This window comes from Microbacterium sp. GCS4 (assembly GCF_001262495.1).
GTDB lineage: Bacteria > Actinomycetota > Actinomycetes > Actinomycetales > Microbacteriaceae > Microbacterium.
The window spans coordinates 499,847-515,557 of the sequence record NZ_LGYE01000001.1 but is presented as its reverse complement, the minus strand read 5'-3'; the positions used below and the strand labels follow the sequence as shown (position 1 = coordinate 515,557).

Genomic DNA, 15,711 nt, shown 5'->3' with positions numbered 1-15,711 from the left:
GTGTGGAGCGGGCCGGGGTCAGGCGGCGTCGCCGATGAGGATCGCCTGGGCGTCCTCGACCTCGGCATCCGCCGGCTCGTCGTCGATGTGCGCGAGGGTCTTGCGACCGAGGAGCACCGTGAGTGCTGCCAGCAGGACAGCCAGCGCGGCCACGAGATAGGGCACCGTGGCGTTGAGCGCGTGCCACAGGGCGGCGGCGAGCGGCGGAGCCATCGCGCCGCCGAGGAAGCGCACCGCAGAGTAGGCGGACGACGCGACCGAGCGGGGGAGGTCCGTGGCCTCCATGACCGCCTCGGTGAGCACCGTGTTCATGATGCCCAGCAGGAGACCGCCCACGATGATGCAGGTCACGAGCGCCGCGGCAGAAGTCACCAGCAGACCGGCGACCACGAGGTCCGCGGCCAGCAGCGGGAGCACCAGGAGGATCACGCGGGTGCGCGGCATCCGGCGCATGAGCACGGGGGCGACCCAGACGCTCGTGATCGCGAGAGCGACGCCCCAGCCGAAGAACGTGAAGCCGATGCCCATCGCGCCGAAGCCGAGCGGGAACGGGGAGAACGCCAAGAGGATGAAGAAGCCGATGTTGTAGAACAGGGCGGCCACGGCGAGGATCGCGAGGGCCGGGCGACGGAGCGCGGTGAAAGGCGCGGAGAAGCGGACCGGCGCCGGCTTGTCCTGCGGGCCGCGCAGCAGCACGAGCACCGCGAGGAACGCGATCGCCATGAGTACCACGACGCCGAAGAACGGGGCGCGCCAGCTCTGCTCGCCGAGAAGACCGCCGAGGAGCGGGCCGATCGCGATGCCGAGACCGAGGGCGGCCTCGTACAGGACGATCGCCGCGCCGCTCCCGCCGGACGCCGCTCCGACGATGGTCGCGAGGGCGGTCGAGATGAACAGCGCGTTTCCGAGGCCCCATCCGGCGCGGAAGCCGATCACGGCATCGACACTGCCGCTCAGGGCGCACAGCAGTGCGAACACGACGATCAGGGCGAGTCCGATCAGCAGCGTGCGCTTGGCTCCGATGCGGCTGGAGATCCAGCTGGTGACGAGCATCGCGAGGCCCGTGACGGCGAGGTAGCTCGTGAAGAGCAGCTCGGTCTCGAAGGGGCTCGCCTGCAGCGAGTCGGCGATGGCCGGGAGGATGGGGTCCACGAGGCCGATGCCCATGAAGGCGACGACGCAGGCGAAGGCGACGGCCCAGACCTGCGCGGGCTGCTTCCACACGGAAGCGGTGGTGCTGCTCACTGCGATGCTCCTGTCGAGTCGATGGTGGTGTGTGCGGCGAGGACCTCTGCGGCGCGGGTGAGCGCCTGCCAGTCGTCCTCGCCGAGGTCGGCGAACCGCGGTGCGAGGGTCTCGCGGAACTCCGTGCGCCACGTCTGCAGCGCATCGGATCCGGCCTCGGTGATGCCGACCGCGATGGCGCGGGAGTCCTCGGGAACGGAGGAGCGGAGCACGAGCCCGTCGCGCTCCAGCACTCCGATCAAGCGGGTCATCCCCGGCTGTGTAGTGCGGGCGGCGGTGGCGAGCTCGCCCACGCGCTTCGGCCCGCTCTGCTCCAGGAGGCTCAGTACCCTCCACTGCGCGGCGGGGGCGTCGTTTCCGGCGTCCTGGGCGGCGATCCGCCCGAGAGCGTACGACGACAGGACGAGGGAGGGGATCACGTCCGAACGGTTCATATCACCAAGTATATACCTGATGGTATGAAAGTGTCGTAGGGCGTGGATCAGCGCCGGGCGCCCGAGATCCGCGCGGAGAGCTGATGCGCGTGCGCGAGGAGGATGCGCCCGAGCTCGACCGTGCGTTCGGGGCCGAATCGGAAGGCGACCCCCGTCAGGCTCAGGGCCCATTCAGGGCGCCCCGACCGGTCGAACACCGCGGCACCGAGTCCCCAGCTGCCCTCGACGATGAGGCCCGGGTTCACCGCGTAGCCGCGCTCCTTGGTCTCGGCGAGGCGTGTGCGCAGCGGCTGCTGCCCGTGCGGTCGCCCCCAGTTCTGCTCGAGCTCGGGGTGCCGGTCGAGATAGGCATCCACATCGTGGTCGGGCAGGAACGCGAGGATCGCGAGTCCCGCGCTGGCGACCCCCAGCGGAAAGCGCACGCCCTCGCTGAGGACGAAGGAACGGATCGGGAACGATCCTTCTTCGCGGAGCAGGCACACCGTCTCGTCGGCACGGCGCACCGACAAGAATGCGCTCTCCTCGGTCTTCACCGCGAGGGAGCGGACGATGTCGCGCGCCAGCGCGGTCACGTCGTAGCGCGCCGCGGCCACGGAGCCCATGAGGAACAGCTCCGGCCCCGGCATCCACCGGACGCTGTCCTCGTCGCGGTCGACCAGTCCTTCCGCGCGGAGGGCCGAGAGGAGGCGGTGAGTCGTCGAGCGGGACAGATCCGCGTCGCGCGCGAGCTCGTGGAGGGAGGCACCGTTCGCCCCGCTCGCCGTCACGAGCCGCAGCAGTGCGGCGGCCCGCGCGATCGCCTGGGCTCCGGGGATGCTCCGCTTCGACGATTCCACGATATGGACGCTACGGGGAAGTCCGTCCACATCGCAAGAGAGCGCTTGGGTCCTGTCCGGCGAACGGCGCACGATGGAGTCAGGCACGACTTCGAAGGAGCACTCGTGATCGACAAGCAGTGGCCCTCCGCGAAGGAGGCCGTGGCGGACATCGCCGACGGCTCCTCGCTCGCGGTCGGCGGATTCGGGCTCTCCGGCAACCCGATCGCCCTGATCGAGGCCCTGCTCGCGCAGGGGACCACCGATCTCAGCATCGTCAGCAACAACTGCGGCGTGGACGACTGGGGCCTCGGCATCCTGCTCGGCGCACAGCGCATCCGCAAGATGACCTCCTCCTACGTCGGCGAGAACAAGGAGTTCGAGCGGCAGTTCCTCTCCGGCGAGCTCGAGCTCGAACTCACGCCGCAGGGAACGCTGGCGGAGAAGCTCCGCGCTGGAGGCTCCGGCATCGCCGCCTTCTACACGCAGACCGGCGTCGGCACGCAGGTCGCCGAAGGCGGGCTTCCCCGCCGCTATGCGGCCGACGGCTCGGTCGACGTCGCCTCTCCCGTCAAGGACGTGCGCACCTTCGCGGTCGACGGCACCCCGCGCGAGTACGTTCTCGAGGAGGCCATCACCACCGACTTCGCGCTGGTGCATGCCCTCCGCGGCGACCGCCACGGCAATCTCGTCTTCACCAAGGCCGCCCGCAACTTCAACCCGCTCGCCGCCATGGCCGGTCGAGTGTGCATCGCGCAGGTCGAGGAGCTCGTGGAGCCGGGCGACCTCGACCCCGACGGCATCCACCTCCCCGGCGTGTTCGTGCACCGGGTGATCGAGGTCGGAACCGACATCCCCAAGCGCATCGAGCGCCGCACGGTCACGACGGACGGAGCCTGACATGGCCCTCACACGCGAGGAGATGGCTGCGCGCGCGGCCGCCGAGCTGCAGGACGGCTCGTACGTCAACCTCGGGATCGGTCTGCCGACGCTCGTGCCCAACCACGTCCCCGCGGACGTCACGGTCGTGCTGCAGTCCGAGAACGGCATTCTCGGGGTCGGCCCGTACCCGCGCGAGAACGCCGTCGACCCCGACCTCATTAACGCCGGCAAGGAGACCGTCACCGTGCTCCCCGGCGCGTCGTTCTTCGACTCCGCCACGAGCTTCGGGATGATCCGCGGCGGCAAGATCGACGCCGCGATCCTCGGCGCCATGCAGGTCTCGGCCATGGGCGACCTCGCGAACTGGATGATCCCCGGCAAGATGGTGAAGGGACCGGGCGGCGCGATGGATCTCGTACACGGCGCCGCGCGCGTGATCGTCCTGATGGAGCATGTCGCACGTGACGGATCCGCGAAGATCGTGCACGAGTGCAGCCTTCCCCTGACAGGCCGCGGAGTCGTCGACCGGATCATCACCGACCTCGCCGTGATCGACGTCACCGACGACGGGCTCGTGCTCGTCGAGACCGCGCCGGGCGTGAGCGTCGACGAGATCATCGCGGCCACCGAGCCGCCGCTGCGCGTATCCGCCGCGCTGCAGCACGGACACGCATCAGGAAGGATGCTCCCATGACCGATCCCACTGCACCCACCGCATCCGACCAGGATGTCGTCATCGTCGCCGCCGCGCGCACCCCGCAAGGGCGGCTGAAGGGACAGCTCGCGAGCTTCACCGCCCCGCAGCTCGGAGCCCTCGCGATCCGCGGCGCCCTCGAGCAGGGAGCCGTCGACCCCGGCGCCGTGGACGCTGTGATCGTCGGCCAGGTGCTCGCCGCCGGCTCCGGGCAGAACGCCGCCAGGCAGGCCGCGATCGGCGCGGGGATCGGGTGGGACGTGCCGGCGCACTCCGTCAACAAGGTGTGCCTGTCAGGTCTCACGGCTGTGATCGACGCCGCGCGCACGATCAGGACGGGGGATGCCGAGGTCGTGGTCGCCGCCGGCATGGAGTCGATGACCCGCGCACCGCACCTGCTGATGGGCTCGCGCGACGGATGGACCTACGGCAGCGTCGAGGTGCTCGACCACATGGCCTACGACGGCCTCACGGACGCGTACGACCGCGAGAGCATGGGCGCGTCGACCGAGCGGCACAACGCCCGGTACGACCTGACCCGCGAAGCGCAGGATTCCGTCGCCGCGCTGTCGCACCAGCGGGCGGCGGCGGCGCAGGCCGCGGGAGTGTTCGACGCGGAGATCGTGACGGTCTCGGTGCCGCAGCGCCGCGGTGAGCCGATCGCGGTGACGGCCGACGAGGGCGTGCGCCCGGACACGACCGTGGAGTCGCTGTCCGGGCTCCGTGCGGCCTTCGCCGAGGGCGGTTCGATCACGGCGGGCAACTCCTCGCAGATCTCCGACGGCGCGTCCGCGGTCGTCGTCACCACCCGCGGACGGGCGGCGGAGGAGGGGTGGCCCGTGCTCGTCACGGTGGGCGCGAGCGGCCAGACAGCCGGACCCGACAACTCCCTGCAGGCGCAGCCGGCGCGGGCGATCGAGCGCGCGTGCGCGAAGCAGGGCATCACACCGGCCGATCTCGATCTCGTCGAGATCAACGAGGCGTTCGGCGCGGTCGTGGCCCGTTCGCACGTCGAGCTCGGGCTGGACAGCGACATCGTGAACATCCACGGCGGAGGCATCGCGATAGGACACCCGATCGGGGCATCGGGCAACCGGCTCGTGGTCCACGTCGCCCACGAGCTGGCACGCCGAGGCGGCGGCGTGGCGGCGGTCGGGCTGTGCGGCGGCGGTGGTCAGGGTGAGGCGCTGATCCTCACGCGGTGATCCGCCGGGCGCGGGGAGCTCAGCGGCGCGAGCGCTTCAGCTCTTTGTTGAAGTTCTTCTCCTGCTTGGAGATGTCCTTCTGCTGCTTGGCGTACAGCGGCGAGTCCTCGGCGACGGGCTTGCCGCGGTTGTAGCGCCGTGTGTCGATCACGGCGCCGATCGCGAGAGCGAAGGTGATCGCCCAGCTCAGCCATCCGAGTGCGACGCGCCACGTGAGCTTCGTCTCGCGCGAACCGCGCAGCAGGGACACGCCCGACATGATCGCGCCCAGGAGTCCTGTTCCCGTGAGGTAGTTCATGCCCTCACGCTACCCGTGCTCGCCCCCGCCGCGTCGAGCCTTGACAAGCCGACGTGGAATCTGCGGGGGAGGGGAGCGATGGCGCAGACGGTCCCCGCCGCCGTCCGACGTCGCTTGCTACCATGGAGAGGTCGCGGTTCGTCCGCGGCCGCACCCGTGTAACTACCGGCCGTCGGCTCCCCGACGGACAGCGGCGGCACCCGACCCCGCGTCCGCGGACGCGCGAGAGCCATGACACACGCCACATCCTCGTCTTCGTCGACGGACGCCGGGTCGACCACCTCCGGCTCCGCGGTCGAGCAGCCGGGTCTTCTCCGCCTCACCGGACTGCCGTATTTCGTGATCGCGTTCGTCGCGCGGCTGCCCTTCGCCATGATGGTCGTCGGAGTCCTGACGGTCGTCGTCTCCGCCCGCGGCTCCCTCTCGCTCGGCGGTCTGACCTCCGCCGCCGTCGGGCTCGGCACGGCATGCTTCGGGCCACTGCTGGGGGCCGCCGCAGATCGCTTCGGGCAGCGTTCCGTTCTGCTCGTCCTCGCGATCGCGAACGGAGCCATGCTCGTGCTGTTCACGGTCGTGGTCTACGGCCACGCCATCGACGGCCTCGTGCTGCTCGCCGCGTTCGGGATCGGGGCGACCGCCCCGCAGGTCGCGCCGATGTCGCGCTCGCGCCTCGTCACGATCATCACGGACCGGATGCCGGAGAGCATCCGCACCCGCACGATCTCGGGCACCATGGCATACGAGTCGGCCGCCGACGAGACGGTGTTCGTGTTCGGGCCGTTCCTCGTCGGCATCCTCGCCTCCGCGCTCGCCCCGTGGGCGCCGCTCGCGGGCGCGGCGGCGCTGACCGTGATGTTCGTCGGCGCCTTCGCCCTGCACCCGAGCGCGCGCGTGGTGTCGGTGCACCGTGGCGCCGACGGTCGTGCGCCGTCGTCGGTCGCCGAGCTGTTCGACGTCCGACTGCTGATCGTCGTGCTCGGCATCCTCGGTGTCGGCATGTTCTTCGGCACGATGCTGACCTCCCTCACGTCGTTCATGGCGGATCGCGGTGCGTCCGAGCAGGCCGGTCTGCTGTACGGGGTGATGGGCGTGGGATCGGCGATCCTCGCTTTGGGCGTCGCCTGGCTCCCCGCGAGGTTCACCCTGCGCGCCCGCTGGCTGCTGTTCTCCGGCATCCTCCTGGCCGGCTCGCTGCTGCTGCTCGTGGTCGACTCGCCCGGCACGATGATGCTCGCGCTCGCGATCATGGGCGTCGGCATCGGCCCGACCCTCGTGACGCAGTACAGTCTGGGCGCGGCCCGCAGCCCGCTGGGCCGCTCGGCGACCGTCATGACGATGCTCGGCTCGGGCGTCGTGGTCGGACAGTCGCTCGGCGCCGCGGTCGCGGGTGAACTCGCAGAGAGCTTCGGCACCGGTGCGGCGCTGCTCCTGCCCATCGTCGCGGCGGCGATAGCCTTCGTCGCTGCCCTTGTCAACTGGCCCCTGAGCTCGACCCGGCCTCGCGTACCCTCGGTCTGAGCTTCTGTAGCCTGAGGAGCACCGCACCGCACCGACAGGAGTTTCCCGCATGCCCGCCGCAGAATTCGTCGTCGTCGCCAACCGCCTGCCCGTCGACCGGATCATCGGCCCCGGGGGCGAGGAGGAGTGGCGGACGTCGCCCGGCGGGCTCGTGGCGGCTCTGGAGCCGATGATGCGGCATGCGCACGGCGCCTGGGTCGGCTGGCCCGGGCAGGCCGGCCTCGAACTCGAGCCGCTCGAGATCAACGGGATCGACCTCATCCCGATCGCCTTGAGCGCGGAGGAGATCGCGGACTACTACGAGGGCTTCGCGAACGACACGATCTGGCCGCTGTATCACGACGTGATCGCGCCTCCCCAGTACCACCGGGAGTGGTGGGACGCGTACGTGCGCGTCAACCGCCGGTTCGCGGAGGCCGCCGCCGCTGCCGCCGCGCCCGAGGGAACCGTATGGGTGCACGACTACCAGCTGCAGCTGGTGCCGCAGATGGTCCGCGAACTGCGACCCGATGTCACGATCGGCTACTTCCACCACATCCCGTTCCCGGCGCACGGTCTGTACGCGCAGCTTCCGTGGCGCGATCAGGTGCTCACGGGTCTGCTGGGCGCGGACGTGATCGGCTTCCAGCGCGCTCAGGACGCGACGTACTTCCTGCAGGCTGTTCGACGCCGCCTGAAATACGAGGTGAAGGGCTCGGCCGTCACGGTCCCCGACGGAGACGGAGGTTCGCGCACCGCCGTCGCCCGGGCGTTCCCGATCTCGATCGACACGGCGCCGTATCTGGAGCTCGCCGCTCGGCCCGAGGTGCAGGCGCGTGCCGCGGAGATCCGCGCGAGCCTCGGAAACCCCTCGAAGATCCTGCTCGGGGTCGACCGCCTCGACTACACGAAGGGCATCCGGCACCGCATCAAGGCGTACGGCGAACTGCTCGAGGACGGGCGTCTCGACGTCGAGGACGTCACGTTCGTGCAGGTCGCGAGCCCCAGCCGCGAACGCGTGGACGCCTACGTGCACCTGCGCGATGAGATCGAGCTCGCGGTCGGACGCATCAACGGCGACCACGACACGATGGGGCACACGGCGATCCGCTACCTGCACCAGGGATACCCGCGCGAGGAGATGGTCGCGCTGTACCTCGCCGCCGACGTCATGCTCGTGACCGCGCTCCGCGACGGCATGAACCTCGTCGCGAAGGAGTACGTGGCCACGCGAGCCGACAACCGCGGCGTACTCGTGCTGAGCGAGTTCACCGGCGCCGCCGACGAGCTGCGCCAAGCCGTGCGTGTGAACCCGCACGACATCGCCGGACTCAAGGACGCGATCATGACGGCCGTGGAGATGCCCGGCGCCGAGCAGAGCAAGCGGATGCGGTCGCTGCGGCGGCGCGTGCTCGAGAACGACGTGGACGCGTGGTCGTCGTCGTTCCTCGCGGCGCTCGCGGAGGTCAGAGGGCGCTGACGGCGGCGGCCATACTGGAGGGGACACCTGCCTCGATTGGAGACCCTGTGACCCGCTCCTGGACCCCTGGAACGCCGGATGCCGCGCTGAGCGCGATCGCCGCCACGCCGCGACTCGTCGTCGCGCTGGACTTCGACGGCACGGCATCCCCGCTCGTGCCCGACCCCATGGCGGCGCGGGCGCTTCCGGAGGTCGCTGTGCAGGTCGACCGTCTCGCGGCGCTGCCCGACACCGTCGTGGCCTACGTCTCGGGACGCAGCATGCACGATCTGCGCATCATCACGGAGCACACGGACGACTCGCTGATCGCCCTGGCCGGCTCGCACGGAGCGCAGTACTGGTACCCGGGGGTGGGCGACGCGGAGTCCACCGGGCCGGACACGGCCGACGGCGCCCGCGAGGAGCTCTGGACGGCCGCACGCCCGATCATCGACCGCTACGAGGGCGCCGAGCTCGAGCCCAAGACGTTCGGGATGGGCGTGCACACCCGCACCGCCACGCGCGAGGTCGAGACGGCGGTGTTCGCGGAGATCGACGCCCTCGTCGCCGAGCGGTTCCCGCACTGGCGTCGGCGCTCGGGCCACCGGGTGCTCGAGTTCTCGTCCCGCACCGAGGGCAAGGATGCCGCCATGGCCGCGCTCCGTAAGCACTTCGACGCCACCGCCATCCTGTTCGCGGGTGACGACGTCACGGACGAGGACGCGATGCGGGTGCTCGAGGGCGACGACCTCGGAGTGCGCGTCGGGCCGGGGGAGAGCGCGGCGGAGCTCCGTGTGGAGAACCCACAGGAGATCGCCCTGCTTCTGGGAGCGCTCGCGGACGAGCGGGCCGCCGGTCGGGAATAGACTTCCGTCATGTCCTCGCTCGAGTCCGCATCCCACGAGTCCATCGACATCAAACCGCGCAGCCGCGTCGTCACCGACGGCATCGAAGCCACGACCTCGCGCGGCATGCTCCGTGCCGTCGGCATGGGCGACGCCGACTGGGACAAGCCCCAGATCGGCATCGCGTCCAGCTGGAACGAGATCACCCCGTGCAACCTGAGTCTCGACCGGCTCGCGCAGGGCGCCAAGGAGGGCGTGCACTCCGGCGGAGGGTATCCGCTGCAGTTCGGCACCATCTCCGTTTCCGACGGCATCTCCATGGGTCATGAGGGCATGCACTTCTCGCTCGTGTCGCGCGAGGTCATCGCCGACTCGGTCGAGACGGTCATGATGGCAGAGCGCCTGGACGGCTCTGTGCTTCTCGCGGGCTGCGACAAGTCGATCCCCGGCATGCTCATGGCCAGTGCGCGCCTCGACCTGTCGAGCGTGTTCCTGTACGCGGGATCGATCGCTCCCGGATGGGTCAAGCTCTCCGACGGCACCGAGAAGGACGTCACGATCATCGACTCGTTCGAGGCCGTCGGCGCGTGCCGCGCGGGTCTCATGAGCGAGGAGGACCTCAAGCGCATCGAATGCGCGATCGCTCCCGGAGAGGGCGCGTGCGGTGGCATGTACACGGCCAACACCATGGCGTCGGTCGCCGAGGCTCTGGGACTCAGCCTCCCCGGCTCGGCGGCGCCGCCCGCGGCCGACCGTCGCCGCGACTACTTCGCACACCGCTCGGGCGAGGCCGTCGTGAACCTGCTGCGTCAGGGCATCACGACGCGCGACATCCTCACCCCCGAGGCCTTCGAGAACGCGATTGCGCTGGCCATGGCGCTCGGCGGCTCCACCAACGTCGTGCTGCACCTGCTCGCGATCGCCCGCGAGGCCGAGGTCGAGCTGAGCCTGCACGACTTCAACCGCATCGGCGACAGGGTGCCGCACGTGGCCGACATGAAGCCGTTCGGCAAGTACGTCATGAACGACGTCGACCGGCACGGCGGCATCCCGGTGATCATGAAGGCGATGCTCGACGAGGGCCTGCTGCACGGAGACGCGCTCACGGTCACGGGCAAGACGCTCGCCGAGAACCTCGCCGATCTCGACCCCCTGCCGATCGACGGCGAGGTCATCCACACGTTCGACAACCCGATCCACGCGACCGGCGGCCTCACGATCCTGCACGGGTCGCTGGCCCCCGAGGGTGCCGTGGTGAAGACCGCCGGCTTCGACGCCGCCGTGTTCGAAGGCAAGGCCCGCGTGTTCGAACGCGAGCGCGCGGCGATGGACGCGGTCGCGAACGGCGAGATCGAGAAGAACACCGTCATCGTGATCCGGTATGAAGGCCCCAAGGGCGGACCCGGGATGCGGGAGATGCTCGCGATCACCGCGGCCATCAAGGGCGCGGGGCTCGGAAAAGATGTACTACTCTTGACGGACGGACGATTCTCAGGCGGCACAACCGGCCTGTGCATCGGCCACATAGCACCCGAAGCGGTGGACGCAGGTCCCATCGCCTTCGTGCGCGATGGTGATCTGATACGGGTCGATATCGCAGCTCGCTCTCTCGACCTACTCGTCGACGAGGCGGAGCTCGCCTCCCGCCGCTCTGGCTGGGAGCCGCTTCCCCCGCGCTATACCCGTGGCGTCCTTGCCAAGTACTCGCGTCTTGTGCGGTCCGCCGCCGAAGGCGCGACGACCGGCTGATCAGCGTCGGCCGCCTCTCCGGCACCCGACGTCATCCCGCAGACCACCAGAAGGAGAGTCATGACTGCTGACTCCGTCTCGGCCGTGCCGAGGCCCCCTGCTCCCAAGTCCGCCGCACCTGAGATCACCGGAGCCGAGGCCGTCGTCCGCAGCCTCGAGCTGCTCGGCGTCACCGACGTCTTCGGGCTGCCCGGCGGCGCGATCCTCCCCGTGTACGACCCGCTCATGGATGCCGAGTCGCTGCGTCACATCCTCGTCCGCCACGAGCAGGGCGCGGGGCACGCCGCCGAAGGCTACGCATCGGCATCCGGCAAGGTGGGTGTCTGCATCGCGACCTCCGGTCCCGGGGCGACCAACCTCGTCACCGCCATCGCCGACGCGTACATGGACTCCGTCCCGCTGCTCGCGATCACCGGACAGGTCTTCTCGACTCTGATGGGAACCGATGCGTTCCAGGAGGCCGACATCGTCGGCATCACGATGCCCGTGACCAAGCACTCCTTCCTCGTGAAGGACGCCGCCGACATCCCCGGCGCGATCGCCGCAGCATACGAGATCGCCTCGACCGGTCGCCCTGGCCCCGTGCTCGTCGACATCACGAAGGATGCGCAGCAGAACGTGGCGCCGTTCGTGTGGCCGCCGAAGATCGACCTGCCGGGCTATCGTCCGGTCACCAAGGCGCACGGAAAGCAGATCCAGGCCGCTGCGGCACTGCTCGCGGAGGCGAAGAAGCCGGTCCTCTACGTGGGGGGTGGCGTCGTGCGCGGCCGGGCGTCGGCTGAGCTGCTCGACCTCGCCGAGACGACGGGTGCCCCCGTGGTCACGACGCTGATGGCGCGCGGCGCTTTCCCCGACTCGCACCAGCAGCACCTCGGGATGCCCGGCATGCACGGCACCGTCCCCGCGGTCCTCGCGCTCCAGGAGGCCGACCTCATCGTCTCGCTCGGCGCGCGCTTCGACGATCGCGTGACCGGCAAGGCCGCGCTCTTCGCCCCCTACGCGAAGGTCGTGCACGTCGACATCGACCCCGCCGAGATCTCCAAGATCCGCACCGCCGACGTGCCGATCGTGGGCGACGTGCGAGACGTGCTCATCGACCTCGAGACGGCGTTCCGCAGTGCGATCGGCACCGCGAAGCCCGACACCGAGGAATGGTGGTCGTACCTCGACGGTCTTCGCGCCGAGTTCCCCCTGGGCTACACGCCGACGACCGACGGGCTGCTGGCTCCGCAGCACGTGATCCAGCGGATCGGCGAGCTCACCGGCCCGGAGGGCGTGTATGCCGCAGGCGTGGGCCAGCACCAGATGTGGGCCGCGCAGTTCATCAAGTACGAGCGCCCCAACGCGTGGCTGAACTCCGGGGGAGCGGGCACAATGGGCTACTCGGTGCCCGCCGCCATGGGCGCCAAGGTCGCCGAACCCGACCGCGTCGTGTGGGCGATCGACGGCGACGGATGCTTCCAGATGACCAATCAGGAGCTCGCGACCTGCGCGATCAACAACATCCCGATCAAGGTCGCCATCATCAACAATTCCTCCCTGGGCATGGTGCGCCAGTGGCAGACGCTGTTCTACGACGGTCGCCATTCGAACACCGACCTCAACACGGGACACGGCACGATCCGCATCCCGGACTTCGTGAAGCTCGCCGAGGCCTACGGGTGCCTCGCGATCCGCGTGGAGAAGGAGGACGAGGTCGACGCCGCGATCCAGCTGGCACTCGAGACGAACGACCGCCCCGTCGTGATCGACTTCGTCGTGAGCGCCGACTCCATGGTGTGGCCGATGGTCCCGCAGGGCGTGAGCAACAACTACGTCCAGTACGCGCGTGACCACGCGCCCGCATTCGACGAGGAGGACTGACCATGACGACGCACGTGCTGAGCCTCCTCGTGGAGGACACCCCCGGTCTGCTGACACGAGTCGCAGGACTGTTCGCCCGCCGCGGCTTCAACATCCACTCGCTCGCGGTCGGCGTGACCGAGGTGCCGAGCATCTCGCGCATCACGGTGGTCGTCGACCTCGACGACCTGCCCCTCGAGCAGGTGACGAAGCAGCTGAACAAGCTCATCAACGTCATCAAGATCGTGGAGCTCGACTTCTCGACGTCGGTGCAGCGCGAGCACATGCTCATCAAGGTGCGCACCGACAACTCGACCCGGTCGAACGTGATCGAGGTCGTGAACCTGTTCCGCGCCTCCGTCGTCGACTACGCCTCCGACGCGCTCGTGGTCGAGGTCACGGGCGACCGCGGCAAGGTCGAGGCCCTGCTCCGTGCGCTCGAGCCCTTCGGCATCAAGGAGATCGCCCAGTCGGGCCTTCTCGCGATCGGCCGCGGCGGCAAGAGCATCACCGAGCGCGTCCTGCGCGGCTGACACACACCATCCAGAGCTTCGCCGTTCGTCGAGCGAGCGGAGCGAGACGAAACGCAACAATCAAGGAGAAAGAACCAGTGAGCACCGAGATCTTCTACGACGCCGACGCCGACCTGTCCCTCATCCAGGGCAAGAAGGTCGCCGTCGTCGGCTACGGCTCGCAGGGCCATGCGCACGCGCAGAACCTGCGCGACTCGGGCGTCGAGGTCGCCATCGCTCTCAAGGAGGGCTCGAAGTCCGCCGCGAAGGCCGAGGAGGCCGGCTTCCCGGTCAAGACCGTCGCCGAGGCGACCCAGTGGGCCGACCTCATCATGATCCTCGCGCCGGACCAGCACCAGCGCACGATCTACAGCGAGTCGATCGCCCCGAACCTCACCGAGGGCAAGACGCTCGCGTTTGCGCACGGCTTCAACATCCGCTTCGGCTACATCGACGCCCCCGAGGGTGTCGACGTGATCCTCGTCGCTCCGAAGGCACCGGGCCACACCGTGCGTCGCGAGTTCGTCGCCGGCCGCGGCATCCCGGACATCATCGCCGTCGAGCGCGACGCCTCGGGCAACGCCTGGGCCACCGCCCTCTCGTACGCGAAGGCCATCGGCGGCACCCGAGCCGGCGTGATCAAGACGACCTTCACCGAGGAGACCGAGACCGACCTGTTCGGCGAGCAGGCCGTGCTGTGCGGCGGCATGAGCCACCTCGTGCAGGCGGGCTTCGAGACGCTCGTCGAGGCGGGCTACCAGCCGCAGATCGCGTACTTCGAGGTGCTGCACGAGCTCAAGCTCATCGTCGACCTCATGTGGGAGGGCGGCATCGCCAAGCAGCGCTGGTCGATCTCCGACACCGCCGAGTTCGGCGACTACGTCTCGGGCCCGCGCGTCATCGACGAGCGCGTCAAGGAGAGCATGAAGGGCGTCCTCTCGGACATCCAGTCCGGCGCGTTCGCGAAGCGCTTCATCGACGACCAGGACAACGGCGCCGAGGAGTTCCTGGCCCTGCGTGCCAAGGAGGAGACGCACCCGATCGAGGCCACCGGCAAGGAGCTGCGTTCGCTCTTCGCCTGGAAGCAGCAGGACGAGGACTACGTCGACGGCAGCGCTGCGCGCTGACGGCGCCGTAGCCCTCGGAGGACGGTGCTGATCGCGCCGCTGCGCGGCGGCCGGCCTTCGGCCTGGGTCGACGGAAGCGCTGCGCGCTGATCACGCTGACAGAAGGGGAACGGGCCCGGTGCGAATCGCACCGGGCCCGTTCTGCGTCTGCGGATCACTCTGCGGGAGCCGCATCCTCGACCTCGATGGGAGCGTCGGTCGGGTCGGCCCAGACCGGTGCCGGCAGCGGAGTGTCGACGGCTCCGCCCTGGATCGCTCGCAGAGCCTCGGTGATCTCGTCGGCGTTCTCCGGCACCGCGAGTCCGCACGTGCGCAGCTCCGAGGCGAACTTGAGCGTGAGGCGGATCTTGCCGGCCTCGACCGCTTCCGCCGTGGTCCCGGTGACCTTCTCGCTGCCGGTCTGGATGTCGGACACCTCATCGCACACGTGGTAGACCGCGCCTCCGGCGACCCACACCACCTCGTCCTTGCCGAGGAGCTGGATCACGGTGGACTGATCGGCCGTGTACTGCTCGACGGAGGGCGGGTCGAAGTCGATGCCGAGGACGACGGCGAGAGCAGCGAGCACGATGCCCACGATGCCGGCGGTGGCCTTCTGGCCCTTGTCCATGTCCTTGTTGAGGAAGATGAGGATGATGAGGGGGAGGAACGCGACGACCGCGATGATCGCGCCGAGCTGGTTCTGCACGAAGAAGCGCACAGTGTCCGACTTGCGGGCGGGATCGAGGCGATTCGCCTTCTTCCACAGGATCGATCCGGTGATCGACAGCGCTGCGATCACCACGAGCAGGATGAGGAGAGTGATGAACGCCCACTGCGGGAACTGCGCGGTGGCGTTCTGGCTCTCGAGCAGTCCGGTGTCCGCGTCGCGGACGAAGGTGCCGTCCTCGCCGACCATCACACGCTGACGGAGGAGCCAGAAGATCGCGACGGCTTCCGCGGCGATCGCGACGACCCAGAGCGCGACGGCGATCCACCGGAACGTGGTGGCCTTCGACTTCGCCTGTGCGGTCGGCTTCCATCCCGGCGCGGGTTCGCCTCCGGCTCCGTCCGACGCCGTCGCGTCCACGTCCTTCTTCTGCTCGGCCACGGTGATCCTTCCCGATG

15 protein-coding genes are annotated in these 15,711 nt (G+C 69.5%); 10 read left to right on the top strand and 5 right to left on the bottom strand.

Annotated elements, in window-relative coordinates:
• Nucleotides 1-18: 18 nt before the first annotated feature.
• From AKH00_RS02635 to AKH00_RS02625, 3 genes are read right to left on the bottom strand one after another with little or no spacing between them, the layout of a single operon-like run.
• Complete coding sequence (locus tag AKH00_RS02635; protein ID WP_050721146.1) at nucleotides 19-1,245, bottom strand: MFS transporter; 1,227 nt, start codon at nucleotides 1,243-1,245, stop codon at nucleotides 19-21.
• The gene (locus AKH00_RS02630) at nucleotides 1,242-1,679 is read right to left on the bottom strand and encodes a MarR family winged helix-turn-helix transcriptional regulator (RefSeq protein WP_050721145.1); all 438 of its coding nucleotides are present in this window, start codon (nucleotides 1,677-1,679) and stop codon (nucleotides 1,242-1,244) included. Before AKH00_RS02630 ends, AKH00_RS02635 begins: the two co-directional genes overlap by 4 nt.
• 47 nt (nucleotides 1,680-1,726) lie before the next feature.
• Nucleotides 1,727-2,515, bottom strand: coding sequence for an IclR family transcriptional regulator (locus tag AKH00_RS02625; RefSeq protein ID WP_050721144.1), 789 nt, complete (start codon nucleotides 2,513-2,515; stop codon nucleotides 1,727-1,729).
• A gap of 105 nt (nucleotides 2,516-2,620) precedes the next feature.
• On the opposite strand from AKH00_RS02625, the gene AKH00_RS02620 reads away from it, so the two are divergent.
• From AKH00_RS02620 to AKH00_RS02610, 3 genes are read left to right on the top strand one after another with little or no spacing between them, the layout of a single operon-like run.
• Entirely contained in the window at nucleotides 2,621-3,394 is a 774-nt protein-coding gene (locus AKH00_RS02620) for a CoA transferase subunit A (protein WP_050721143.1), read from the top strand.
• A 1-nt stretch (nucleotide 3,395) separates the two neighbouring features.
• The gene (locus AKH00_RS02615; protein WP_050721142.1) at nucleotides 3,396-4,070 is read left to right on the top strand and encodes a 3-oxoacid CoA-transferase subunit B; all 675 of its coding nucleotides are present in this window, start codon (nucleotides 3,396-3,398) and stop codon (nucleotides 4,068-4,070) included.
• The gene (locus AKH00_RS02610; protein WP_050721141.1) at nucleotides 4,067-5,275 is read left to right on the top strand and encodes an acetyl-CoA C-acetyltransferase; all 1,209 of its coding nucleotides are present in this window, start codon (nucleotides 4,067-4,069) and stop codon (nucleotides 5,273-5,275) included. The genes AKH00_RS02615 and AKH00_RS02610 overlap by 4 nt, the downstream gene beginning before the upstream one ends.
• Before the next feature lie 19 nt (nucleotides 5,276-5,294).
• Here the strand turns inward: AKH00_RS02610 and AKH00_RS02605 are convergent, their stop codons facing one another.
• Complete coding sequence (locus AKH00_RS02605) at nucleotides 5,295-5,573, bottom strand: hypothetical protein (RefSeq protein ID WP_050721140.1); 279 nt, start codon at nucleotides 5,571-5,573, stop codon at nucleotides 5,295-5,297.
• A gap of 231 nt (nucleotides 5,574-5,804) precedes the next feature.
• Here AKH00_RS02605 and AKH00_RS02600 point away from each other — a divergent pair, with 231 nt between their 5' ends.
• The 7 genes from AKH00_RS02600 (at nucleotide 5,805) to ilvC (ending at nucleotide 14,604) form a co-directional block, all read left to right on the top strand.
• Complete coding sequence (locus AKH00_RS02600; RefSeq protein ID WP_082297358.1) at nucleotides 5,805-7,091, top strand: MFS transporter; 1,287 nt, start codon at nucleotides 5,805-5,807, stop codon at nucleotides 7,089-7,091.
• 49 nt (nucleotides 7,092-7,140) lie between these two features.
• Nucleotides 7,141-8,550, top strand: coding sequence for an alpha,alpha-trehalose-phosphate synthase (UDP-forming) (locus tag AKH00_RS02595; protein WP_050721139.1), 1,410 nt, complete (start codon nucleotides 7,141-7,143; stop codon nucleotides 8,548-8,550).
• A 47-nt stretch (nucleotides 8,551-8,597) separates the two neighbouring features.
• On the top strand, nucleotides 8,598-9,395 hold the full coding sequence (otsB, locus tag AKH00_RS02590; protein ID WP_082297357.1) for a trehalose-phosphatase: 798 nt from the start codon (nucleotides 8,598-8,600) through the stop codon (nucleotides 9,393-9,395).
• A 9-nt stretch (nucleotides 9,396-9,404) separates the two neighbouring features.
• Nucleotides 9,405-11,123: a dihydroxy-acid dehydratase gene (ilvD, locus tag AKH00_RS02585; RefSeq protein ID WP_050721138.1), complete on the top strand. Its 1,719-nt coding sequence runs from the start codon at nucleotides 9,405-9,407 to the stop codon at nucleotides 11,121-11,123.
• Between the two features lie 60 nt (nucleotides 11,124-11,183).
• Nucleotides 11,184-12,986: an acetolactate synthase large subunit gene (locus tag AKH00_RS02580; RefSeq protein WP_050721137.1), complete on the top strand. Its 1,803-nt coding sequence runs from the start codon at nucleotides 11,184-11,186 to the stop codon at nucleotides 12,984-12,986.
• A gap of 2 nt (nucleotides 12,987-12,988) precedes the next feature.
• Nucleotides 12,989-13,498, top strand: a complete 510-nt coding sequence (gene ilvN, locus AKH00_RS02575; RefSeq protein ID WP_050721136.1) for an acetolactate synthase small subunit — start codon at nucleotides 12,989-12,991, stop codon at nucleotides 13,496-13,498.
• Between the two features lie 77 nt (nucleotides 13,499-13,575).
• Nucleotides 13,576-14,604: a ketol-acid reductoisomerase gene (gene ilvC, locus AKH00_RS02570; protein WP_050721135.1), complete on the top strand. Its 1,029-nt coding sequence runs from the start codon at nucleotides 13,576-13,578 to the stop codon at nucleotides 14,602-14,604.
• Between the two features lie 154 nt (nucleotides 14,605-14,758).
• Here the strand turns inward: ilvC and AKH00_RS02565 are convergent, their stop codons facing one another.
• Nucleotides 14,759-15,694 carry a hypothetical protein gene (locus AKH00_RS02565; protein ID WP_235556664.1) on the bottom strand — a complete coding sequence of 312 codons (936 nt, stop codon included), beginning with the start codon at nucleotides 15,692-15,694 and terminating at the stop codon, nucleotides 14,759-14,761.
• Nucleotides 15,695-15,711: the final 17 nt, after the last annotated feature.

What these genes read in the sequence shown, in the direction of transcription:
- AKH00_RS02630 (WP_050721145.1), bottom strand. Translation starts at nt 1,679, where the DNA reads ATGAACCGTTCGGACGTGATCCCCTCCCTCGTCCTGTCGTCGTACGCT.
- AKH00_RS02615 (WP_050721142.1), top strand. Translation starts at nt 3,396, where the DNA reads ATGGCCCTCACACGCGAGGAGATGGCTGCGCGCGCGGCCGCCGAGCTG.
- AKH00_RS02610 (WP_050721141.1), top strand. Translation starts at nt 4,067, where the DNA reads ATGACCGATCCCACTGCACCCACCGCATCCGACCAGGATGTCGTCATC.
- AKH00_RS02605 (WP_050721140.1), bottom strand. Translation starts at nt 5,573, where the DNA reads ATGAACTACCTCACGGGAACAGGACTCCTGGGCGCGATCATGTCGGGC.
- AKH00_RS02600 (WP_082297358.1), top strand. Translation starts at nt 5,805, where the DNA reads ATGACACACGCCACATCCTCGTCTTCGTCGACGGACGCCGGGTCGACC.
- AKH00_RS02595 (WP_050721139.1), top strand. Translation starts at nt 7,141, where the DNA reads ATGCCCGCCGCAGAATTCGTCGTCGTCGCCAACCGCCTGCCCGTCGAC.
- ilvD (WP_050721138.1), top strand. Translation starts at nt 9,405, where the DNA reads ATGTCCTCGCTCGAGTCCGCATCCCACGAGTCCATCGACATCAAACCG.
- AKH00_RS02580 (WP_050721137.1), top strand. Translation starts at nt 11,184, where the DNA reads ATGACTGCTGACTCCGTCTCGGCCGTGCCGAGGCCCCCTGCTCCCAAG.
- ilvN (WP_050721136.1), top strand. Translation starts at nt 12,989, where the DNA reads ATGACGACGCACGTGCTGAGCCTCCTCGTGGAGGACACCCCCGGTCTG.